The following is an 18,571-nucleotide window of genomic DNA, read 5'->3' on the forward strand; positions in this document are numbered from 1 at the left end:
GGCATCAAATGAAGCAGGAACCGTGGGCCGTCGTGTACAGCACGCGCATACAGGGTGGCTTGCGCAGCCCGACTGCGCGTGACAGCCCGTGCCGGAGTTTGGAGCAGAAACCAGTAACCGAGCCCGGTCATTCCCCACCATCCTCCCGCGCCGTGCTCCACTCGGCGACGCGGGCAAGCTGGGCATAATCGGCAAAGCGCGGCGGCTTGCCGGGATGCGGATGCGAGAGATAGGGCTGAGCCTTGCTGTCATACTCCGCCACGCGCAGGCGTAGGTTCTCCCATGCCTGCACGGCCAGTTCCCCGATGCTGATCTCCTTGCTCTTCACCACCGTCTCGGAGCCCGGTTCCGCTCCACCGGTCAGACGCCAGTAGATCAGGTCGCGGGTTTCAGGTTTCGTATCGGCGGAGATGTGCGGTGTTGCGTCAGGGAAGGCGCCGAGCGCCAGCATCGCCGCTTCAAGCGGTAACTGCGGACTCCAGCCGGCAATCACATCTTTCACAGAGGGCACCGTGCCGGTCTTGTAGTCGAGCAGGGTCATGGCGCCGTCCTCGAACAGGTCGATGCGATCCGCCCGGCCCGTCAGGGTGAACGGGCCACCCGGTGCGTCCGTGATCGTCGCACGCCCCTTGGCCTCGGTCAGGATCGCCCGTGGTGCCGTCGCTTCCCGGCGCGCCGCCTCTGCCTCAGCGACCCAGTCGGCGATGCGGAGCAGGCGCGGCCGCCACCATGAGGCGAGGGCAGGGCGTAAAGCGGCCTCGTCCAGACTGTCGAGAAATGCCCTGCGCAAAGACGATGCGGCATCGTGTGGCCAGTCTGTGCCATGTTTGTCGAACCATGCGTCGAGCGCGCCATGCACCAGCATGCCGTAATCCGAGGCATCGACCGATTGTTCCAGCGGATCGAGCGGGCGCAGCTTCAGCACATGCCGGGCGTAGATGGCATAGGGGTCGCGCATCCATGTCTCGATCTCGGTCACGCTCAGCCTGCGCGGGCGATTGCTGACCGGTGGGCGAGGTTCCGGCGCCGCAACCGGTTTGGCCGCGCCATCCGGACGGTCGATCTGCGACAGCCATGACTGGGCGGGATGTTCCACCAGCTTCTGTCCGCGTCCGGCGAGAAAAGCATCCAGTCGTACCAGCCAGCGGGCCGGAACGGCGGGCGCACCCTCCCGGCGACCCGGCGTGGACAGCACGATATCCCCGGCGGAAGACAGACAGGACGCGAAATCATGTGCGGCCTGTCCGATGGCCTGTTCCGGGGATGGCAAACCCACCCGCGCCCTCATCGGACGGCTGAGCCACGGGCCCGGATCGGTTGCTGGTGGCCACACCCCTTCGACCAGTCCGCCGAGCACCATGAGATCGACCGTCTGGAGCCGCGCTTCTGTCAGACCCCAGATGAACACGCGCGGATGGAGGGTTACGGTCGTGTCGCCGCGTCCCCTGAGCGCCCGGCGTCCCTGCACACGCTCTTCAGTGAAGACGGCGGCCAGCAAACCGTCGAGAACCGTCCAGGGCTGGGGAGGCAGGACATCCGTGGCGGTCAGCAGATCGGAGAAACGATGCGCCAGCGCGTTGCCATCCTCGCCGCGCCACAGTTTCTCGGCACCCGGCATGTCGTCCGTCGTCGTCAGGGCTTCGGCTGCCGTCAGAAGAGCCGTGAGTTGCTCCGGCAGGATACGATCCTTGCGGGCGGCTTCCAGAGCCGGGGCAAGGCAACGCTCCAGTGCGGTCAGAAACAGGGCAAGCGGCTGCGGTTCGTCGGGCCGGTCGGCAGATGCTCCGTCCAGCGAGGCTCCTTCTTTCTCCTGTTTGTCCTGCAGATGCCTGCGCAGCCCCTCGATCCCCGGCGTGGGAGCGGGACCGCGCAGAAGCTGACGTTCCAGCAGACGGGCGGAGGCGCGACAGGTGCCTGGCGACATGCCGCACGCGACGAGCGGATGCTTGAGCAGCGCCAGCAGCGCAACGGGAGCAAGCTGCTGGTCCACGGCCTGCGCCAGAAGACGCAGAAGCACGGCGGCGGGCGTAGTGATGAGCAACTCGCCAGCACTGTCATCGGCCAGAATCCCCCAGCGGGCGAGTTCGGCGGCTACCCTTCCGGCCAGCACCCGGTCAGGCGTGACCAGCGCGACACGCCTGTCTTTCTGTTCGATGCCCGAGCGAAGGATCAGCGCAATGGCGGCGGCTTCTTCCTGCTGATCCGCAGGCGTGAGGCGAAAGAGCCCGGTGCAGTCGGCACGCTCAGGATTGGTGGCCCAGTCGGAGAGGGCACTGGCAGGGAGTAGCGCTCGCGCGATGGTGCCGGTGCGTGTTGCGAGAACCGCACGACTTTCGTCATGCGACAGAACGGAGGGCCACACATCCACATCTTCGCGTCGGGCATCCAGACTGGTGAGCAACCGCGAAAGTCCCGCCTGCGGATGGCCGTCCGGGAGCAGGGTGAAGGTCTCCGCATCCATGTCCCGGTCGAGACCCGGCACGATCAGCCGTCCGTTTGGATGACGCAGCACGCCCCGCAGCGCATTGACGGTGGAGGGCAGCGCGTCCGTGAATCCGACGGCCCAGAGCCGTGACGAGGCTTCCGCCTGTTCCGCCCAGTAATCCGACTGCGCTTCAAGCAGGGCGAGCTGGCGCGCGACGGGGTTCATCAGCCCCTGTTCGCGCAGCCAGTCCGGCCATACCGCCGTGATGATGGCGAGAAATTTCAGCGTCGCCTGCCAGTGGGTGGCGAACCGTTCGTCAACAGCATCGGGCAACGCCTGCGACAGATCCACCCCGGAGCGTTCGGCTTCGTCCATGAGATCGGCCAGCGCCCGTGCCAACGGCCATGCCTGATCGAGCATCGGGCGCGTACCGAATGCCGTTTCGGCCTGAAGCACCAGTCGCGTGAGGATGGCCAGTCGCCGCATCGGCGGCACGGCGGGCGGCAACAGGAGCGCATCCGGGCTGGCGAGCGCGGTTTCCGCTTCGTCCAGTCCGCCGATGGGGATGATGCGCGGCAGAAGAATCGCGCGCCCGTCGGCGTGACGCAGAAAGGCTTCGGTCAGTGCACGGGCGGCGCGGCGGCCGGGCAGAACCAGCGTGCCGTCACCGATGCGTTCCGGGTCGTCGTCCACGCCTGCGGTCCAGCGTGCCGCGATTTCATCCAGAAAGCGGAGATGGGCGGGAATGGTGGCGAGGGCGGGGATCATCGCGGCAGGATTGTCCGTGTCGAGGAAGGATTCAAGAGGTCCGCCTTCGACCCTTCAATGGGATTGCCCTCGGCGATTGTCTGGAGCGGTCTCGGGCCTCTCTGTTTCACAGTCGGTCAGTCCAGCCGGTCACAGTCGCCTCGCGGGGCAGATCGTCCGCATCGGGATCGCCCCCAGCGACAGGCAGCGGTTTCAGCATGACATGCAGCGCATCGTCTGGCGTCAGGTCTTCCAGCCGCTCGGGCCATTCGACGAGAACGATACCGGCGCGCGCGTCATCCCAGCCCAACTCTTCCAGCGCCTCCGGGCCTTGCAGTCGCCACAGATCGAAATGCGAGACAGGCCCTTGCGGTGTGTCGTAGGGCTGTACCAGCGTGAAGGTCGGGCTGGGTACATCCAGCATCGGATCGTTGCACAACGTTCTGAGAAAGGCCCGTGCGAAGACGCTCTTTCCGGCTCCGAGCGGTCCGGAGAGCAGGATGGTGTCCCCGGCGCGGACAAGGCGCCCCAGTGTCTCCGCAAGTGCTTCGGTGTCCGACCGGGTGTGCAGCGTCAGGATGCGGGAGGTCATCAGGGGAATTCCGTGCGGTTTCAGGGAACAACGGCGAACGTGTGCCTTGTTCCATTCCTGTTACCTGTCACAGTTGCGCTTGTGCAGAGATTTAAGTCAGTCAGGCGGTTATTCCACTGGCCCTTTGTACTGGCACAGTCCGTCTTCGCGGTTACAGGTCCCGCGTGCGTTCCTGAATCACACGCCGCGCCGACAGGTCGTCCAGCATCGCCTGCTCACGTTTCTGAGCCAGTTCCTGCTCTTCTTTCGCCCGTTTTTCCGCCAGTTTCTGGGCCGCTTCCAGAGCCGACCGCGCCAGATTCACCCGCGTGCGACAGGATTCGACGTCCAGTGCCGCGTCCTGCTCCCGCGCCCGCGCGCGATCAAGGGCCGCCCGGCCGATGGGGAGCCAGCGGGAATAGGCTTCCACAACCCGGTCGTCCGATGCCAGATCCAACGCGGCGTCGCGTTCCCGTACCATGTTCTGTTCCGCCCCTTTCACGGCATCCGATGCGGTCATCGCCCGAGCCAGTGCCTCTGAAAGCAGCTTCTTTGCTTCATCAAGTTCCTGGTCCCTCAGTCGGAGGAGGGAATCGAGCGGTGTGCGTTGCATTGGATTTATCCCGGTCTGGGGTGAACTGATGAGAAGGGTCAGGAAACGGCCATGGCGGGTGTGACCGGCTTGTCCCGTGCAGGTTGCCCGGAGAGGGCGTCACGCAAAGCCGCGAAGCTTTGCTGGAGAGTGGCCCGCTCGTGTTTGTCCTGCGTGAGAACATTCTCGAGGATCGGTTGCAGGGTGATGGCTTCATCGACCTTTGGATCCGTACCTCGCCGATAGGCGCCCAGCCGGATCATGTCGGCCATTTCGGAATAGGTCGCGAGAATGGCGCGTGCCCGGCGGGTGAGGGCATTCTCATCCGGCGAGTTGCATCCCGGCACCGTGCGGGACAGAGACCGCAATACGTCGATCGCGGGATAACGCCCGGATTCGGCGATTCGGCGATCCATCACGATATGACCATCCAGAATGCCGCGCACCGCATCCGAAATGGGTTCGTTCTGATCGTCGCCTTCCACAAGGACGGAAAACAGCGCGGAAATCTGTCCCGCCGATCCATCGGGCCTGACGATGCCCGGACCTGCGCGTTCCAGCAGGCGCGGCAGTTCCGCAAAGACGGAGGGCGGATATCCCCGTGTTGCCGGAGGTTCCCCCACTGACAGGCCGATCTCGCGGAGCGCCTGACAGAAGCGGGTGACGCTGTCCATCAGGAGCAGGGCCGACTTTCCTTCGTCGCGGAAATATTCCGCCACGGTCAGGGCGGCATAAGCCGCTTCCCGGCGCATCAGTGGTGGCGAGTCCGAGGTGGCGACAACGACGACGGACCGGGCGAGGCCCTCCGGTCCAAGATCGTCCTCGACGAATTCCCGGACTTCTCGGCCGCGCTCACCAACAAGAGAAATGACGGCGACATCGCAGGCCGTATTCCGCGCCAGCATCGACATGAGGGTGGATTTCCCCACGCCAGATCCTGCGAAAAGACCGAGTCTCTGCCCTTCACGACAGGTGGTGAAGAGATTCATGGCGCGTACGCCGAGATCGATGCGCGGCCCGAGACGCGCACGAAGAGTCGCGTCCGGCGGCGATGTGCGAACTGGTCGCGAGGGGCCGGGCGGAAGAGGTCCTTTCCCGTCGAGAGGACGACCGAGCGGGTCGATGATCCGGCCGACCCAGCCGTCGGAAACACGCAGGCTTCCACCGGGCTGTGGTGCGCGCGATCCGATGAAGACCGGGAATCGCACGTCGCTGCCACTGGCCAGCCCGTCCAGATTACCAAAAGCCATCGCCCGAGCGTGCTCTCCCGAGAATCCGATAATTTCTGCCGGGATGGAGTCGCCGTTGCGCCGCATGAGCGACACACGGTCGCCCACGGACGCCAGACCGCCGAGTCCGGCAATTGTGACGGCCAGCCCGGATAGCGCCGTGACTTTGGCGGACGCCATGGCTGCGGGAATACTCGCGCAGGTTGCATTTAGCTGAGCGAGAAACTCCGGATTCATGGGGGTTTTTCCGTTCATGGCCGTTTCAATTCCTTGTTTTCAGCTCAAATGTATAAAAAAAAAGACAATTTGCGTATTTATAACGATAGACGAAAATCTTTATACAATCTTTACGTGAAATTTCCGTGGACGGTTACAACCCATGGTGGTAACTAATGGTCAACAACGAACCGGGGGTTATTACGATGCGTGTTCTGCTCGTTGAAGACGATCTTGCTGCTGTTGGTGAAATCACCCAGATCATGAGGGGTGCGGGTTTCACGGTCGATCACGTTCAGGCCGGAGAAGAGGCCGTCGAAATGCTCCGGCATTACGATTACGACCTGGCCGTCCTGGAACTGATGCTGCCCGATATCGAAGGGTATGAAGTTGTGCGCCGTGCCCGCGCCGCCCGTGTGACGACCCCGATCGTGGTGCTGTCCGGCCTGACGCGCCCACAGGCCAAGGTGAAGGCTTTCTCCGTCGGCGCTGACGATTATCTCACCAAGCCGTTCGATCCGGATGAACTGGTCGCACGTATGCAGGCGATCCTGCGGCGCTCGAAAGGCTTCAGCGAGCCGACGTTGCGTGTGGGCGCGCTCAGGCTCAGCCTCGATAGCCGGGAAGTGATGGTCAATGACGTTCCGGTTCATCTGACGGGGAAGGAATATGCCATTCTGGAACTGCTGGTGCTGCGCAAGGGTATGGTTCTGACAAAGGATGCGTTTCTGAATCATCTATACGGTGGCATGGATGAACCGGAGATGAAGATCATCGACGTTTTCATCTGCAAGCTTCGCAAGAAGTTGCAGGCTGCCGGGGCGGGCAACCTGATCACCACCGTCTGGGGTCGCGGTTACATGCTTCGCGAGCAGCTTCAGCGCATGGATATGGAAGAGCAGCCTGTTGTTCAGAAGGAGCGCGAGCAGGTCGTCGCGGCCTGATCCTGCCATCCGGGACCGCTTTCCGTGCCCCTGAAAGGGAGCGGAAAGCGGTTTTATTCGTTGTTCAGGCGGTCCACTCGGCGGAAATGGTAATGCCATGGTCGAGTGGACCGGCTCCCTTGCCATAGCCGGGAGCATGAGCAATCGCCTTGATGAGATAGCTGCGGGCTTCCTGTACCGCATCCCGGAGTGACCGCCCCTGAGCCAGCCGCGTGGCAATCGCGCTGGCGAGCGTGCAGCCGGTGCCGTGCGTATGACGGGTGTCGATCCGCTGCGTGGTGAAGATCTCGACGGTGTTCCCATCGACCAGCACATCCGAAAGACGTGGCCCTTCCATATGGCCGCCTTTGACAAGAACAGCAGGCACCCCTTTTGCGCGCAGGGCGTGCGCCGCATCAATCATGTCCTGTTCATGCTTGATGCGAACGCCAAGAAGGGCCTCCGCTTCAGGGATGTTGGGCGTCAGAAGGGTGCAGAGTGGGAGGAGCGTGTCGGTGAGAGCCGAAATGGCCTCGGGCACGAGCAGTTTCGCACCGCCTTTGGCTACCATGACAGGATCCAGTACGAACGGAATTTTCCCATAGCGGCTGACCTCTTCGGCCACGACATGAATGCTTTCCGCACGCCCGAGCATCCCGGTCTTGAAGGCGTCGGCGCCGATATCGTCCAGAACGCAGCGAATCTGGGTGCGCAAGAATTCAGGCGGCACATCGAGAATGTCGATGACACCCATCGTGTTCTGCGCCGTCAGGGCCGAAATTGCCGTCATCGCGAATCCGTCCAGCGCCGTGATCGCCTTGATATCAGCCTGAATCCCCGCGCCGCCGCCCGAGTCGCTTCCGGCGATACTGAGAACCCGTCCCCGCATCGGTCAGGCTACCGCGTGCGCGGCGTTGATTGCATCGCACATATCATTCACCGCCCGTTCCACCTCTTCCGCGTCCTCGGCTTCAACCATCACACGCACCAGAGGTTCCGTCCCGCTTTCACGGAGAACTAGACGGCCTGTCGTCCCGAGGCGTTTTTCGATCTCCTTACGTGCGGCCTGCACGTCCGGCAGGCGCAACGGACTGGAACCGGAGAAGCGGATGTTCTTCAGAAGCTGAGGGTAGGGGGAGAAAACCCGGCAGATTTCGCTCGCCGGACGACCATCCTCGATCAGGACCGCCAGAACCTGCAAGGCAGCAAGAAGACCATCGCCCGTCGTGGCGAAGTCGGACAGCACCACATGCCCGGACTGCTCACCGCCGACATTGGCATGATTTTCCCGCATCCGCTCGACAACATACCGGTCGCCCACGGCCGTCCGTTCAAGTGTAAGTCCCTGATCCGCCAGAAAGCGCTCCAGCCCCATGTTGGACATCACCGTCGCCACAATGGATGGGGTAGCGAGCCGTCCGGCTTTCGCCCATGAGCGGGCGATCAGGCCCAGAATCTGGTCGCCGTCAATCAGATGGCCGGTCTCGTCGGCCAGCAGCATCCGGTCCGCATCGCCGTCGAGGGCAATCCCGAGATCCGCGCCATGTTCGACAACGGCCTCGCAGAGTTTTTCCGGATGCGTGGAGCCGCACTGCTCATTGATGTTCACGCCATTGGGGTCGCAGCCGATCCGGATGACATCGGCGCCAAGTTCCCAGATGGCCGCGGGAGCGACGCGGTAGGCCGCACCATGCGCGCAGTCGATTACGATCTTGAGGCCGTCCAGACGGCACCCCTTCGGCAGCGACGCCTTCGCATGTTCAATATAACGGCCTGCCGCATCGTTCAGACGGGACGCCCGGCCGATTTCGGAAGGGGACGCAAGCTGCTCCGACAGATCTGCCGTCATGAGCGCCTCAACGGCGGTCTCTTCCTGATCGGACAGCTTGAATCCATCCGGTCCGAACAGCTTGATGCCATTATCGCTGAAAGGATTATGAGACGCCGAGATCATCACACCGAGATCGGCCCGCAGCGAACGCGTGAGCATGGCGATCGCCGGTGTGGGCAGAGGCCCGACAAGGGTGACATCCATGCCGGCCGAGAGAAAGCCCGCCACTAGTGCGCACTCGATCATATAGCCGGACAGGCGCGTGTCCTTGCCCACCACGACGCGGTGCCGGTGATTACCGCGTCGGAAATGCAGTCCGGCTGCCTGCCCGAGTTTCTGGGCGATTTCCACGGTCATCGGGAACGCGTTGGCCTTTCCGCGAATGCCGTCAGTGCCGAAAAACTGTCGTGTCTTGATCATGCCGTGCCTGAAGTTGCTTGCCCGGGGCGGGATGGCCGCCGTGGCCTCTCTTTACCCTTCCCCCTCCGGGGGGGCCAGAGGGGGAAAGTGCACTTCAGGATTCCGGTATCTTCGCCACGCGGATCGTGTTGGTCGAACCACTGATGCCAAACGGCACGCCCGCCGTGATGACAATGGTGTCGCCGGGTTTGGCCATATGGCTCGCCAGCGCGGCTTCCAGTGCCATCGAAACCATCGATTCCGTGTCACGCACGGGCTTATCTTCGGGAGGGACGAAGGGCTTCACGCCCCAAACCAGCACAAGCCGTCGCGCCGTGCCGATGGTAGGGGTCAGGCCGAGAATATGCGCAATCGGGCGTTCACGGGCGATCCGCAGGGCTGTCGGACCAGCGTGAGTGTAGGCGATAATCGCCGGGGCAACGAGGGTCGTCGCCACCTGCTTGGCGGCGTGGGCAATGGCATCCGCCGTGTAATGTTCGGGTTCCAGACTGCTGGCCTGCATCAGGGTGCGCCAGCCATCATCGGCTTCCACGCGTTCCAGAATGCGATTCATCATCGTGACCGCTTCAACCGGATAGCTGCCAGCAGCGGATTCGGCGGACAGCATGACCGCGTCCGCACCGTCGAACACGGCGGTCGCGACATCCGATGCCTCGGCGCGGGTGGGAGTGGGGGCCGAGATCATGCTCTCAAGCATCTGCGTGGCAACGATGACCGGTTTGCCGAGGCGGCGCGCATTGCGGATAATCCGCTTTTGCGCCAGCGGCACGCTCTCGGGAGGCAATTCCACCCCAAGATCGCCACGGGCGACCATCACGGCGTCCGAGGCGTTCAGGATGGCGGCCAGATTATCGAGCGCCTGAGGTTTTTCGAGCTTGGAGATAATCCACGCCCGGCCGTTCACCAGTTCGCGCGCTTCAAGCACGTCTTCCGGACGCTGAACGAAGGAGAGGGCGATAAAATCGGCGCCGAGATCCAGCGCAAAGGCAAGGTTTTCCTTGTCTTTTTCGGTGAGTGCCGGAATGGGCAGGACCACGTCGGGGACGTTCACGCCCTTGTGGTTGCTGAGCGCGCCACCGACCACCACTTCCGTTTTCAGAAAATCCTTCCCGACGGTCCGGATGATCAACTTCAGCTTGCCGTCATCCAGCAGGAGCGCGGAGCCCTCTTTCGCCACGGAGATGATTTCGGGGTGAGGCAGAGTGACGCGGGCTGAATCGCCCGGGGCCGGATCGAGATCCAGCCGAAAGGACTGACCTGCTTCCAGAATGACCTTGCCGTCGCTGAACTTGCCGACCCGGAGCTTCGGTCCCTGCAGATCGGCGAGGACACCCAGTGGACGCCCGATGTCCTTTTCGATCTGGCGAACGATCCGGTAACGGGCCGCATGGTCTTCGTGAGTGCCGTGGGAAAAATTGAAACGAAACACATCCGCGCCTGCCAGGGCGAGGCTGTGGATCGTTTCATGCGTCGATGAGGCCGGTCCGAGTGTGGCGACAATCTTCGTTCGACATTGAGCAGCGACCATGGGTGATCCGTCCTTCGTGCTGTCCGTTCGAGCGGAGACTGGCGCAGCGGCGAAGCCTTGTCACCCATGAAAGCAGGCGTCAGGAGGGGGGATAAGCCTCGTCTGGCAGCAGTCCCCAGATCTGGTTGCGACGCACCCATCCCTCATAACGCTGCACCGAGACCCTGCACCACTGGGAGCCGGAAGCGCAGGTCTTGACGGTGCCTACCGAGCCCGGTGTCAGCACGGCAACCGCAGCAGAATCCTCGTCGCCCGAGGTGTGCAGCACGACAGCCCCCGGGATCTTCGCCACGTCGGCACCCGTCGCGACGTGTTCAATGATCCGGGATTCCGTGTGCTTTCCGGTGGGCTGGCCCTCGGGTTTCGGAGCAGCGGAAGGGGCGGTCTGGGTGCTTGTGGGCGGTGCAGAACCTGCCGGAGAGGGCACAACAAAATCGCGCGATCCGACAAGGGTTGCCTGATGGACCCATCCCTTGACGCCGTCAGAATCCTCAATGAGACGCCAGACGTCGAATTCACGTTCGATCTGCACCGGCAATCCACGGCGGTGATAGACCCACTGGATGGGATAACGCTGCCCGGGTCCTGCCCGCATGTTCACGTCATCGGCGCGCAGGGCGGCGAAACGGGGGAGCGGCAGACCGGTATTGCTGCCTTTTGTCGGGTCCTGACCGTTTGCATTGTCCTGTGGCGCATCGTCTGCCGCTGGCGGACTGCCGTTGTCCCCGGCTGCCGCTCCCGGCAATGGCGCTGCAAGAGGCCGTGCCGTCTCTGCTTCCGGGGCCGCAGGATGTTTCGCGGCATGCGGCTTGTGGTGCGGCGTTGGCTTGTGGGCCTGCGCCTCATGTTCGGCGTTCTTCCGCGACTCGGGGTGCCGGGCGGGATGCTTGCTCGAGGCCGCCTTCTCTTTGGCTTTCGTCGCGGTGGTATGATGAGAAGGCTTGTGCGCTTCTTTCTTGGCCGCCGTGTGGCTGGCCGCATCCTTTTTGTGGTGATGCACGGCGGGGGTGGCCGATGCGGTCGACGATGCGGCGTGCGCGTCGATTGTGAGCGACACGGTTGTGACCGCGGCCAGAAGCGTGGCGGCGGCGCGCAGGGAGCAGGAAGCATTCATGGCCGCATCCGTGCCAAGCCCTGAGCCTGTCGGCAAGAGGGTTCTTGCGTCCAGTCCCCGGATCCGTGTGTTTCCGTCAGAAAGTGACGAGCTTGTAGCTGTCCGAAAGATCGAGAAAAGTCGGCATTCCGACGATTTCCACCCCTTCCAGAAGGTCTTCCGAATTTCGGCTGGTCCGCAGCAATCCCGTTTCGCAAACGAGGAGTCTGGCGTTCATGCTGACGACCGCATCCCGCAGCATCATCAGGGTTGCGATTCCCTGCGAGGCAAGCACGGCATCCGCCTTCTCCCATGCGGGGTCGGACCGGCCCTCCCTGCACAGAACGAGCGCGCCGGGACCTGTCGCGAACAGAATGATGTCCCGGTTCATCGCCAGAGCGCTGGCCGCCAGCATGAATGCCGTGTGCAGCCGGTTGAAATCATTGTCGCAAACCAGGAACGCGAGGCCTTTCTCAGCCATGGGAAGAGTCATGTGAAGCCTGTCCTCCGCAAACCGGGCAGGCCGGGTCACGGGTGATGGAGATGGTGGTGAAACGGGCGGCGAGGGCGTCCCAGAGAAGAAGGCGTCCATCAAGGGACTCGCCAAGTTCCAAGATCTCCTTCAACGCTTCCGTGGCCTGCAGCGTTCCCAGCACGCCCGTGACAGCTCCGAAAATCCCGCTGTCACCACAACTTGGAGCGGGGGTGTCCTTTTCCGGACGCGGGAACAGGCAGGCGTAGCAGGGACCGCCGCGGTGAGGTCGGAATGTGGAAATCTGGCCATCGAACCGAAGGACAGCGGCGGAAATCAGCGTCTTGCGCTGGCGGACACAGGCGGCGTTGACCAGATAGCGGGTCTCGAAATTGTCGCTTCCGTCGCAGACAAGGTCATAGCGGCTGACAAGATCGTCCACATTGTCGTCCGTCAGCTGCGCTTCATGAGGCTCGACAGTCACTTCCGGATTGAGCGCCTCAAGCATGTGTCGCGCCGAAGTCACTTTCGGCATCCCGACCCGGTCGGTTGCGTGCAGGAACTGTCGCTGAAGGTTCGACAGTTCCACGCGGTCATGATCGACGAGACCTATCCGCCCCACGCCCGCCGCCGCGAGATAGCAGGCGACAGGAGAGCCGAGGCCGCCAGCACCCACGATGAAAACAGAGGACTGGCGGAGCCGCATCTGGCCGGTTCCCCCCACTTCAGGGAGAAGGATGTGGCGCGAGTAGCGCTGGATTTCATTTTCCGTGAGGTCAATCGACATGGAATTCCGAGCAGCCGGATGCAATGCCAGCAGTGGGGATGGAAATAAAAATCACATTTCCGTGATTTCGGGGGTTCTTATTAAACGATAAATGCATAACTGTGTTGCATGTGTTATACCGTTCACATGGATATGAGGAACCTAGCCATGCAGTCCGCAGAAATCGCACATACCTCTGAAGCATGGGCCTGCCCCGCGCGGAAGCGGGCGCGCGGTATCTGTATCGCTTCTCTTGCCGCCTCGCTGGGCCTGTATGCCCTTTCCCCTTTCATGACGCTCTGGACAATCGCCGACGCGGTTTCCAGTCACGACATGGTCGCTCTCGGTCAGACGATCAACTGGTCCTCCCTTGACGCTTCGCTCAAGGAGCAGGTGCTGGACGGTCTCAATCTGCGTCATGCGACTGCAGCGGCTGAAGAACTGCCGGAGTTCGGTTCCTCCTTCGCGACGACCGTCGTGTCCAATGCGGTCGATCTGACCGTCAATCAGCAGAATCTCGGCTTTGTCGTCGATCAGGCGTTCTCGTCCGGGTCCGCGAAAATGAGTGCGGGCTCCATTTTCTCAGCGGTCAGCCACGCTCTGGTCCGGTTCACCGGCGCGAACACGTTCGAGGCCCAGATGGTGGTTCCCGGTCATGAGCAGGAAACACCCTTGCGTGTCGAGCTTCGCATCGAGCGCTGGCAGTGGAAACTGACACGGGTCGATTTCCCCACCACGCCTCATCGTCCGGTGATGGAAGCGTCTGTGTCACAGCGTCACGCCTGACACGTATTTCCTCTGAGACGATAACCTCGAAAACTCCGTGAACCCCGGTCCTGACCTTTCAGGACCGGGGTTTCTGGTTTCAGGCAGCGGGAGGAAGATCTTCTTCCAGAAGGATGATGTTAATGGTGTAGGAGACTTCGCCCTCATCATCGTCCCGATGCACGGTGCCGATCACTTCTCCATCGACAGCCAGTTCGACGGACAGACCTGCGCGCGGCGGGGCGTTGACGCTTAGTCCCTTGGCGCCAAGGAGGCGGCGGAGGCAGATTTGCAGGCGTGAGATTTCGCTCGACGAGATCGTGCTCATGATGGGTATCTCCGGAGACAAGAGGCAGGGTGCGGCGCCAGCCTGATGGCATGAGAGCGGTCACATGCCGGGTGGCGACCATTACGGGTGACAGGTGGCAGGCTAATAAGCATTGCGGCTGCAGCCCGCAACTCCACGGCGGAGGATTGCTGTCTTTTGTTGCAAAATCCGTTCGGGCATAGCCCTATGTCCCTGAAGAAGAGCACAGTGCTCTTTTACTGCCGTAAGGAACCTGCATGTTGAAACCGGGATTTTGTGTCGTGTTGCTGGGGGCTACTCTTGGCCTCAGCGGCTGCGGCTACTTTGATTCGCGCTCGGCACATAAAGCCCAGTTTACAATGATCGGGATGACATCCAACGATCTTCAGTCCTGTGCCGGGACACCTGACAAGGTCACAAAGCTGAACGCCACGACGGACCTGTATCAGTATAGCAACAAGCCTTCCGCAACAGGCGCCTTTTCCATCAATCCGTTCGGCATGGGCCAGACGAGTTACAACGGCACCGGCAGCTCCTGCACCGCGTTGTTCAGGGTGGATCACGGTCAGGTCACCGAAGTCCATTATACGGGCGACAACGACAAGACGATCGGTCACGAAGGAATCTGCGAGCCCATCATCCGTGGCTGTATCCGCCAGCCGGAAGCGACGATGAGGCCTGTTAATAATGGTGTGTTCGGCCCCGTATCCGGCTTCCATTCCCCGGCAGTCCCGGCTCAGAGCCAGAGCGCAGTGTGGAACGGCCCCGCAGCCGACCTGCCAGCCCTGAAGACACCTGCGACCGGTGCAGCCGCGGCGTCAGCGGCTTCTTCCGCAGCCACCTCGGCCGCGTCTCCGGCGACCGCCGTCATCACCACTCGTGGTGCAGCCGCGACGACAACGACGGGTCAGTAAGGTCTGGCAGGCTTCCCCGTCATCCCAGCATCTGCCCGATCACCCGGGCGGTGTAGTCGATGACGGGGATGATGCGACCGTAATTGATGCGTGTCGGTCCAATCACCCCGATGGCGCCAACGATTCTGTTGGCGTCATTGCGGGCCGGCGCCACTACCATCGACATCCCCGAGGCACCGAACAGGCCGCTCTCGGAACCGATGAAGATGCGCACCCCATCCGAATTTTCCGCCAGTTCCAGCAGGCGCAGCATCGCATCCTGCTTTTCCAGCCGCTCGAACAGATTCTGGATGCTTGAAAGCCGTTCGATCTCCGTGATGTCCGTCAGCAGATTGGCCTGCCCACGAATGATGAGCGTGCCGCTGCGGCCTTCATCGTTCCATGTCGCGAGCCCGCTGGCGACGACCTCCGTGGCCAGCTGATCGAGTTGCGTCTGGGCAGCGGCCATCTCGTCATTCACACGGGTGCGCAGTTCGCCCAGCGTACGACCGGTCAGGCGCGCATTGAGATAGTTCGCGGCCTCCGTCAGCGTGGAAGGCGGCATGCCTACCGGGGTTTCGATCACCCGGTTTTCGACCTGCCCATCCGCTCCGACCAGCACCACCAGCGCCCGGTTGCCACCCAGCGCCACGAATTCGATATGCTTGATCGCGCCATCGCCTTTCGGCGCGATGACAAGGCTCGCAGCCTGCGACAGGCCGGAAAGCAGGGATGATGCCTCTGTCAGCGTGTCCTCAAGTGACCGGCCACGCGCCTCCAGCGTGCTGGAGATGGATTCCTGCTCCTCCTCGCTGAGATGACCGAACTGAAGTAACCCGTCGACGAACAGCCGTAGTCCTTTCTCCGTCGGCAGGCGTCCCGCCGACGTATGCGGCGAGAACAGCAGCCCGGCATCGGTCAGATCCGCCATGACATTACGGATAGTCGCAGGGGACAGACCAAGTGGCAGCCGGTGGGACAGCGTGCGGCTGCCGACAGGATCGCCCGTTTCCAGATAATGCTCGACCAGCTCGCGCAGAATGGTGGCGGAGCGGGAGTTCAGGCCCGAGGTGGCCCCGAACAGTTCGGCTGCACGGGGCAGGGAGAGCACGGACTTGGTGGGTGGGCGGACGATGGGCGTTGCTCCTTGCTTCTCTCACTGAGAGACTTCTTCTGACTCTGGGATGCCGCACTGGCTGTGACAAGAGCCTGCGGGGTGGTCAGCCCTTTATCACCGGTCTATTGAGCAGATCTCTCACAAGACGTGGTTCATCCTTGCCGCGTCCAGCTTTCGAGGAGCCTGCCCATGCGTCCCTCCGGCCGCGTTTTTGACGCCATGCGTCCTGTCACCATCGAAACCGGATTCGCGCGGCACGCGGAGGGGTCGGCCCTCATCCGTGTCGGCGGCACGGAAGTACTGTGCACCGCCAGCATCGAACAGCGCGTGCCGCCGTTCCTCAAGGGCAAGGGCACCGGCTGGGTGACGGCGGAATACGGCATGCTGCCGCGCGCTACGCACACTCGCGGCAGCCGTGAGGCGGCAAAAGGCAAGCAGTCCGGGCGGACTCAGGAAATCCAGCGTCTGATCGGCCGCTCCCTGCGCGCCGTGACCGACCTGGTGGCTCTCGGTGAAATGAGCATCACCCTCGATTGCGACGTGCTCAACGCCGATGGCGGCACCCGCTGCGCCTCCATTACCGGCGCATGGGTGGCGCTGCGTCTGGCTCTGGGCAAGCTACAGCGTGAGCGTGTGCTGAAGACTATCCCGCTGATCGGGCAGGTTGCCGCCGTTTCCTGTGGCCTGACGGCCGAGGGTGCGGTGCTTGACCTTGATTATGTCGAGGACAGCAGCGCCGCCGCCGATACGAATTTCGTGCTGACGTCTGAAGGCGGCATCGTTGAGATTCAGGGAACGGCCGAAGACAAGCCGTTTTCAGAGGAAGAATTCTTCAAGCTGCTCGCTCTGGCCAAGCAGGGCACCCAGGTCCTGTTCGCTGCGCAGGACGCCGCCATCAAGGCTGCGGAAGCCGCATGAGCACGCCACGCCCGCTGGAACGGGGCAGTCGCCTCGTTCTGGCCAGCCACAACAAGGGCAAGCTGGCCGAGTTTGCCGCCCTGCTGGCGCCTTACGGCGTGACAGTCGTGTCAGCAGGGGAACTCAATCTGCCCGAGCCGGACGAGACGGCCACGACGTTCGAGGGCAATGCCCGCATCAAGGCCGAAGCAGCCGCCACGGCCACCGGCCTGCCTGCTCTGGCTGACGATTCCGGCCTGTGCGTGTCCGCCCTTGGCGGTGCACCAGGTATCTACTCCGCGCGCTGGGCTGGTCCCGACAAGGATTTCGCCGGTGCGATGCACCGCATCGAACTGGGCATCGGCGAAGACGAACGGGAAGCTTGGTTCATCTGTGTGCTGTGTCTGGCGTTTCCGGATGGTGCCGTTCAGTGCTTCGAAGGCCGGATCAACGGAACGATCGCCCCTGAACCCCGTGGAGCTGAGGGGCATGGCTATGATCCGATTTTCGTGCCGGAAGGCGAAACGCGGACCTTCGCCGAGATGAGCGATTCAGAGAAGAACGCGATTAGCCACCGTGCGCGGGCATTTGAAGCGTTCCAGAAGACCTGTCTGGCGTAAGGGTGGGGGGAAGAGTTTTGTCTCTTCCCGTCCGTCACAAAGCCCACCTTTCGGCAGCCCCCTTTAATGACGTAACGACCATTTCTGGGATTGGGGGCCAAAGCCCCCTTTCCAGAAATGGTTATTACGATACTGCTTCCTGTCTGCGCGCTTCGATATCGGTTTTCATATGAGCCTGCACCTTCTCGAAGGCGCGGGTCTCGATCTGGCGGACACGCTCGCGGGAAATGCCATAGTGCTGGGCAAGTTCCTCCAGCGTTACGGGATCATCCTTGAGGCGCCGCTCTTCGAAGATGTGACGCTCACGGTCGTTCAGTGACTCCATCGCACTCACGAGAAGCGCCTTGCGATCAGAGAACTCCTCATGCTCGCCAAGAGCGTGTTCCTGATTCTCAGTGTCATCCACGAGCCAGTCCTGCCACTCCCCTTCGCCATCGCTGCGGAGAGGTGCGTTCAGACTGTGGTCACCGGCAGCAAGCCGCCGGTTCATCGCTACGACATCCTGTGAAGGCACGCCGAGGGTCTTGGCGATATGAGCAACCTGCTCCGGCGCAAGATCACCATCGTCGATGGCTTTCATCTCGCCCTTCAGGCGGCGCAGGTTGAAGAACAGCTTCTTCTGGGCGGACGTCGTACCCATTTTCACCAGAGACCAGCTGTGGAGAATGTATTCCTGAATGGCAGCGCGAATCCACCACATGGCATAAGTGGCCAGACGGAAGCCGCGTTCCGGATCGAACCGGCGAACAGCCTGCATCATGCCGACATTACCTTCGCTGATCAGTTCGTTCAGCGGCAGGCCATAGCCACGATAGCCGAGGGCGATCTTGGCCACGAGACGCAGGTGCGATGTCACCAGTTTGTGGGCGGCTTTTACGTCACCACTATCGCGCCAGCGACGGGACAGAGACGTTTCTTCTTCAGGGGAGAGGAGGGGATATTTGCGGATTTCCTGCAGATAGCGGGAAAGGCTCGCTTCAGGACCAATGGTGAGGGACGTTGATGCCATGGAGACTTCTCCTTCATCCCGATCACTTGACCTTCATGCAGCCCGGACTTCTTTTATGAACGTCGGGCTTGAAGGCCTGTGCATGTCGGGCGACGCTGGGGAGTGGACTTGATGTGTCCCCGGCAGTCTCCCCCATATGCGGCGAAAGAC

Annotated in this window: 18 protein-coding genes; 5 read left to right on the forward strand and 13 right to left on the reverse strand. The window is 62.3% G+C overall.

The annotated features are described in order from the left end of the window. Positions 1-127 precede the first annotated feature (127 nt). The 4 genes from addB to fliI all read right to left on the reverse strand — a co-directional run bounded on the left by addB (position 128) and on the right by fliI (position 5,801). A complete protein-coding gene (gene addB, locus GOB81_RS07355) occupies positions 128-3,193 on the reverse strand; it encodes a double-strand break repair protein AddB (RefSeq protein ID WP_173569720.1) in 3,066 nt (1,021 codons plus the stop codon). Positions 3,194-3,299: 106 nt separating this feature from the next. After that, a complete protein-coding gene (tsaE, locus tag GOB81_RS07360) occupies positions 3,300-3,764 on the reverse strand; it encodes a tRNA (adenosine(37)-N6)-threonylcarbamoyltransferase complex ATPase subunit type 1 TsaE (RefSeq protein WP_173569721.1) in 465 nt (154 codons plus the stop codon). 151 nt (positions 3,765-3,915) lie between these two features. Further along, on the reverse strand, positions 3,916-4,356 hold the full coding sequence (locus GOB81_RS07365) for a flagellar FliJ family protein (RefSeq protein ID WP_173569722.1): 441 nt from the start codon (positions 4,354-4,356) through the stop codon (positions 3,916-3,918). 38 nt (positions 4,357-4,394) lie between these two features. Continuing rightward, the gene (gene fliI, locus GOB81_RS07370; RefSeq protein ID WP_173569786.1) at positions 4,395-5,801 is read right to left on the reverse strand and encodes a flagellar protein export ATPase FliI; all 1,407 of its coding nucleotides are present in this window, start codon (positions 5,799-5,801) and stop codon (positions 4,395-4,397) included. 185 nt (positions 5,802-5,986) lie between these two features. On the opposite strand from fliI, the gene GOB81_RS07375 reads away from it, so the two are divergent. Then, on the forward strand, positions 5,987-6,724 hold the full coding sequence (locus GOB81_RS07375; RefSeq protein ID WP_173569723.1) for a response regulator transcription factor: 738 nt from the start codon (positions 5,987-5,989) through the stop codon (positions 6,722-6,724). Between the two features lie 64 nt (positions 6,725-6,788). On the opposite strand, the gene thiD is transcribed toward GOB81_RS07375, so the two are convergent. The 6 genes from thiD to GOB81_RS07405 all read right to left on the reverse strand — a co-directional run bounded on the left by thiD (position 6,789) and on the right by GOB81_RS07405 (position 12,834). Continuing rightward, a complete protein-coding gene (thiD, locus tag GOB81_RS07380) occupies positions 6,789-7,592 on the reverse strand; it encodes a bifunctional hydroxymethylpyrimidine kinase/phosphomethylpyrimidine kinase (protein WP_173569724.1) in 804 nt (267 codons plus the stop codon). Between the two features lie 3 nt (positions 7,593-7,595). Beyond that, a complete protein-coding gene (gene glmM / locus GOB81_RS07385; protein WP_173569725.1) occupies positions 7,596-8,954 on the reverse strand; it encodes a phosphoglucosamine mutase in 1,359 nt (452 codons plus the stop codon). 94 nt (positions 8,955-9,048) lie between these two features. After that, on the reverse strand, positions 9,049-10,482 hold the full coding sequence (gene pyk / locus GOB81_RS07390; protein ID WP_173569726.1) for a pyruvate kinase: 1,434 nt from the start codon (positions 10,480-10,482) through the stop codon (positions 9,049-9,051). Between the two features lie 79 nt (positions 10,483-10,561). After that, entirely contained in the window at positions 10,562-11,596 is a 1,035-nt protein-coding gene (locus tag GOB81_RS07395) for an SH3 domain-containing protein (RefSeq protein WP_173569727.1), read from the reverse strand. A gap of 76 nt (positions 11,597-11,672) precedes the next feature. Next, the gene (locus tag GOB81_RS07400; RefSeq protein ID WP_242010118.1) at positions 11,673-12,056 is read right to left on the reverse strand and encodes a DsrE family protein; all 384 of its coding nucleotides are present in this window, start codon (positions 12,054-12,056) and stop codon (positions 11,673-11,675) included. After that, positions 12,049-12,834, reverse strand: coding sequence for a HesA/MoeB/ThiF family protein (locus GOB81_RS07405; protein WP_173569729.1), 786 nt, complete (start codon positions 12,832-12,834; stop codon positions 12,049-12,051). Before GOB81_RS07405 ends, GOB81_RS07400 begins: the two co-directional genes overlap by 8 nt. Before the next feature lie 147 nt (positions 12,835-12,981). Between GOB81_RS07405 and GOB81_RS07410 the strand changes: the two genes are divergently transcribed. Next, positions 12,982-13,599: a DUF2939 domain-containing protein gene (locus GOB81_RS07410; RefSeq protein WP_173569730.1), complete on the forward strand. Its 618-nt coding sequence runs from the start codon at positions 12,982-12,984 to the stop codon at positions 13,597-13,599. A gap of 79 nt (positions 13,600-13,678) precedes the next feature. On the opposite strand, the gene GOB81_RS07415 is transcribed toward GOB81_RS07410, so the two are convergent. Continuing rightward, complete coding sequence (locus GOB81_RS07415) at positions 13,679-13,906, reverse strand: DUF3126 family protein (RefSeq protein WP_173569731.1); 228 nt, start codon at positions 13,904-13,906, stop codon at positions 13,679-13,681. 236 nt (positions 13,907-14,142) lie between these two features. Here GOB81_RS07415 and GOB81_RS07420 point away from each other — a divergent pair, with 236 nt between their 5' ends. Further along, positions 14,143-14,799 (forward strand): hypothetical protein, encoded by a 657-nt coding sequence (locus tag GOB81_RS07420; protein WP_173569732.1) that lies wholly within the window; start codon positions 14,143-14,145, stop codon positions 14,797-14,799. Positions 14,800-14,818: 19 nt separating this feature from the next. Here GOB81_RS07420 and hrcA read toward each other — a convergent pair whose 3' ends face one another. Then, positions 14,819-15,889, reverse strand: coding sequence for a heat-inducible transcriptional repressor HrcA (gene hrcA / locus GOB81_RS07425; protein ID WP_173569733.1), 1,071 nt, complete (start codon positions 15,887-15,889; stop codon positions 14,819-14,821). A 195-nt stretch (positions 15,890-16,084) separates the two neighbouring features. Between hrcA and rph the strand changes: the two genes are divergently transcribed. Together rph and rdgB are read left to right on the forward strand one after the other, a co-directional pair. After that, positions 16,085-16,813 carry a ribonuclease PH gene (rph, locus tag GOB81_RS07430; protein WP_173569734.1) on the forward strand — a complete coding sequence of 243 codons (729 nt, stop codon included), beginning with the start codon at positions 16,085-16,087 and terminating at the stop codon, positions 16,811-16,813. Then, entirely contained in the window at positions 16,810-17,412 is a 603-nt protein-coding gene (gene rdgB / locus GOB81_RS07435; RefSeq protein ID WP_173569735.1) for an RdgB/HAM1 family non-canonical purine NTP pyrophosphatase, read from the forward strand. Before rph ends, rdgB begins: the two co-directional genes overlap by 4 nt. A gap of 124 nt (positions 17,413-17,536) precedes the next feature. Here the strand turns inward: rdgB and rpoH are convergent, their stop codons facing one another. Beyond that, positions 17,537-18,421, reverse strand: coding sequence for an RNA polymerase sigma factor RpoH (rpoH, locus tag GOB81_RS07440; RefSeq protein WP_173569736.1), 885 nt, complete (start codon positions 18,419-18,421; stop codon positions 17,537-17,539). Positions 18,422-18,571 lie beyond the last annotated feature (150 nt).

It is taken from the genome of Acetobacter conturbans, assembly GCF_011516755.1.
Lineage (GTDB): Bacteria > Pseudomonadota > Alphaproteobacteria > Acetobacterales > Acetobacteraceae > Acetobacter > Acetobacter conturbans.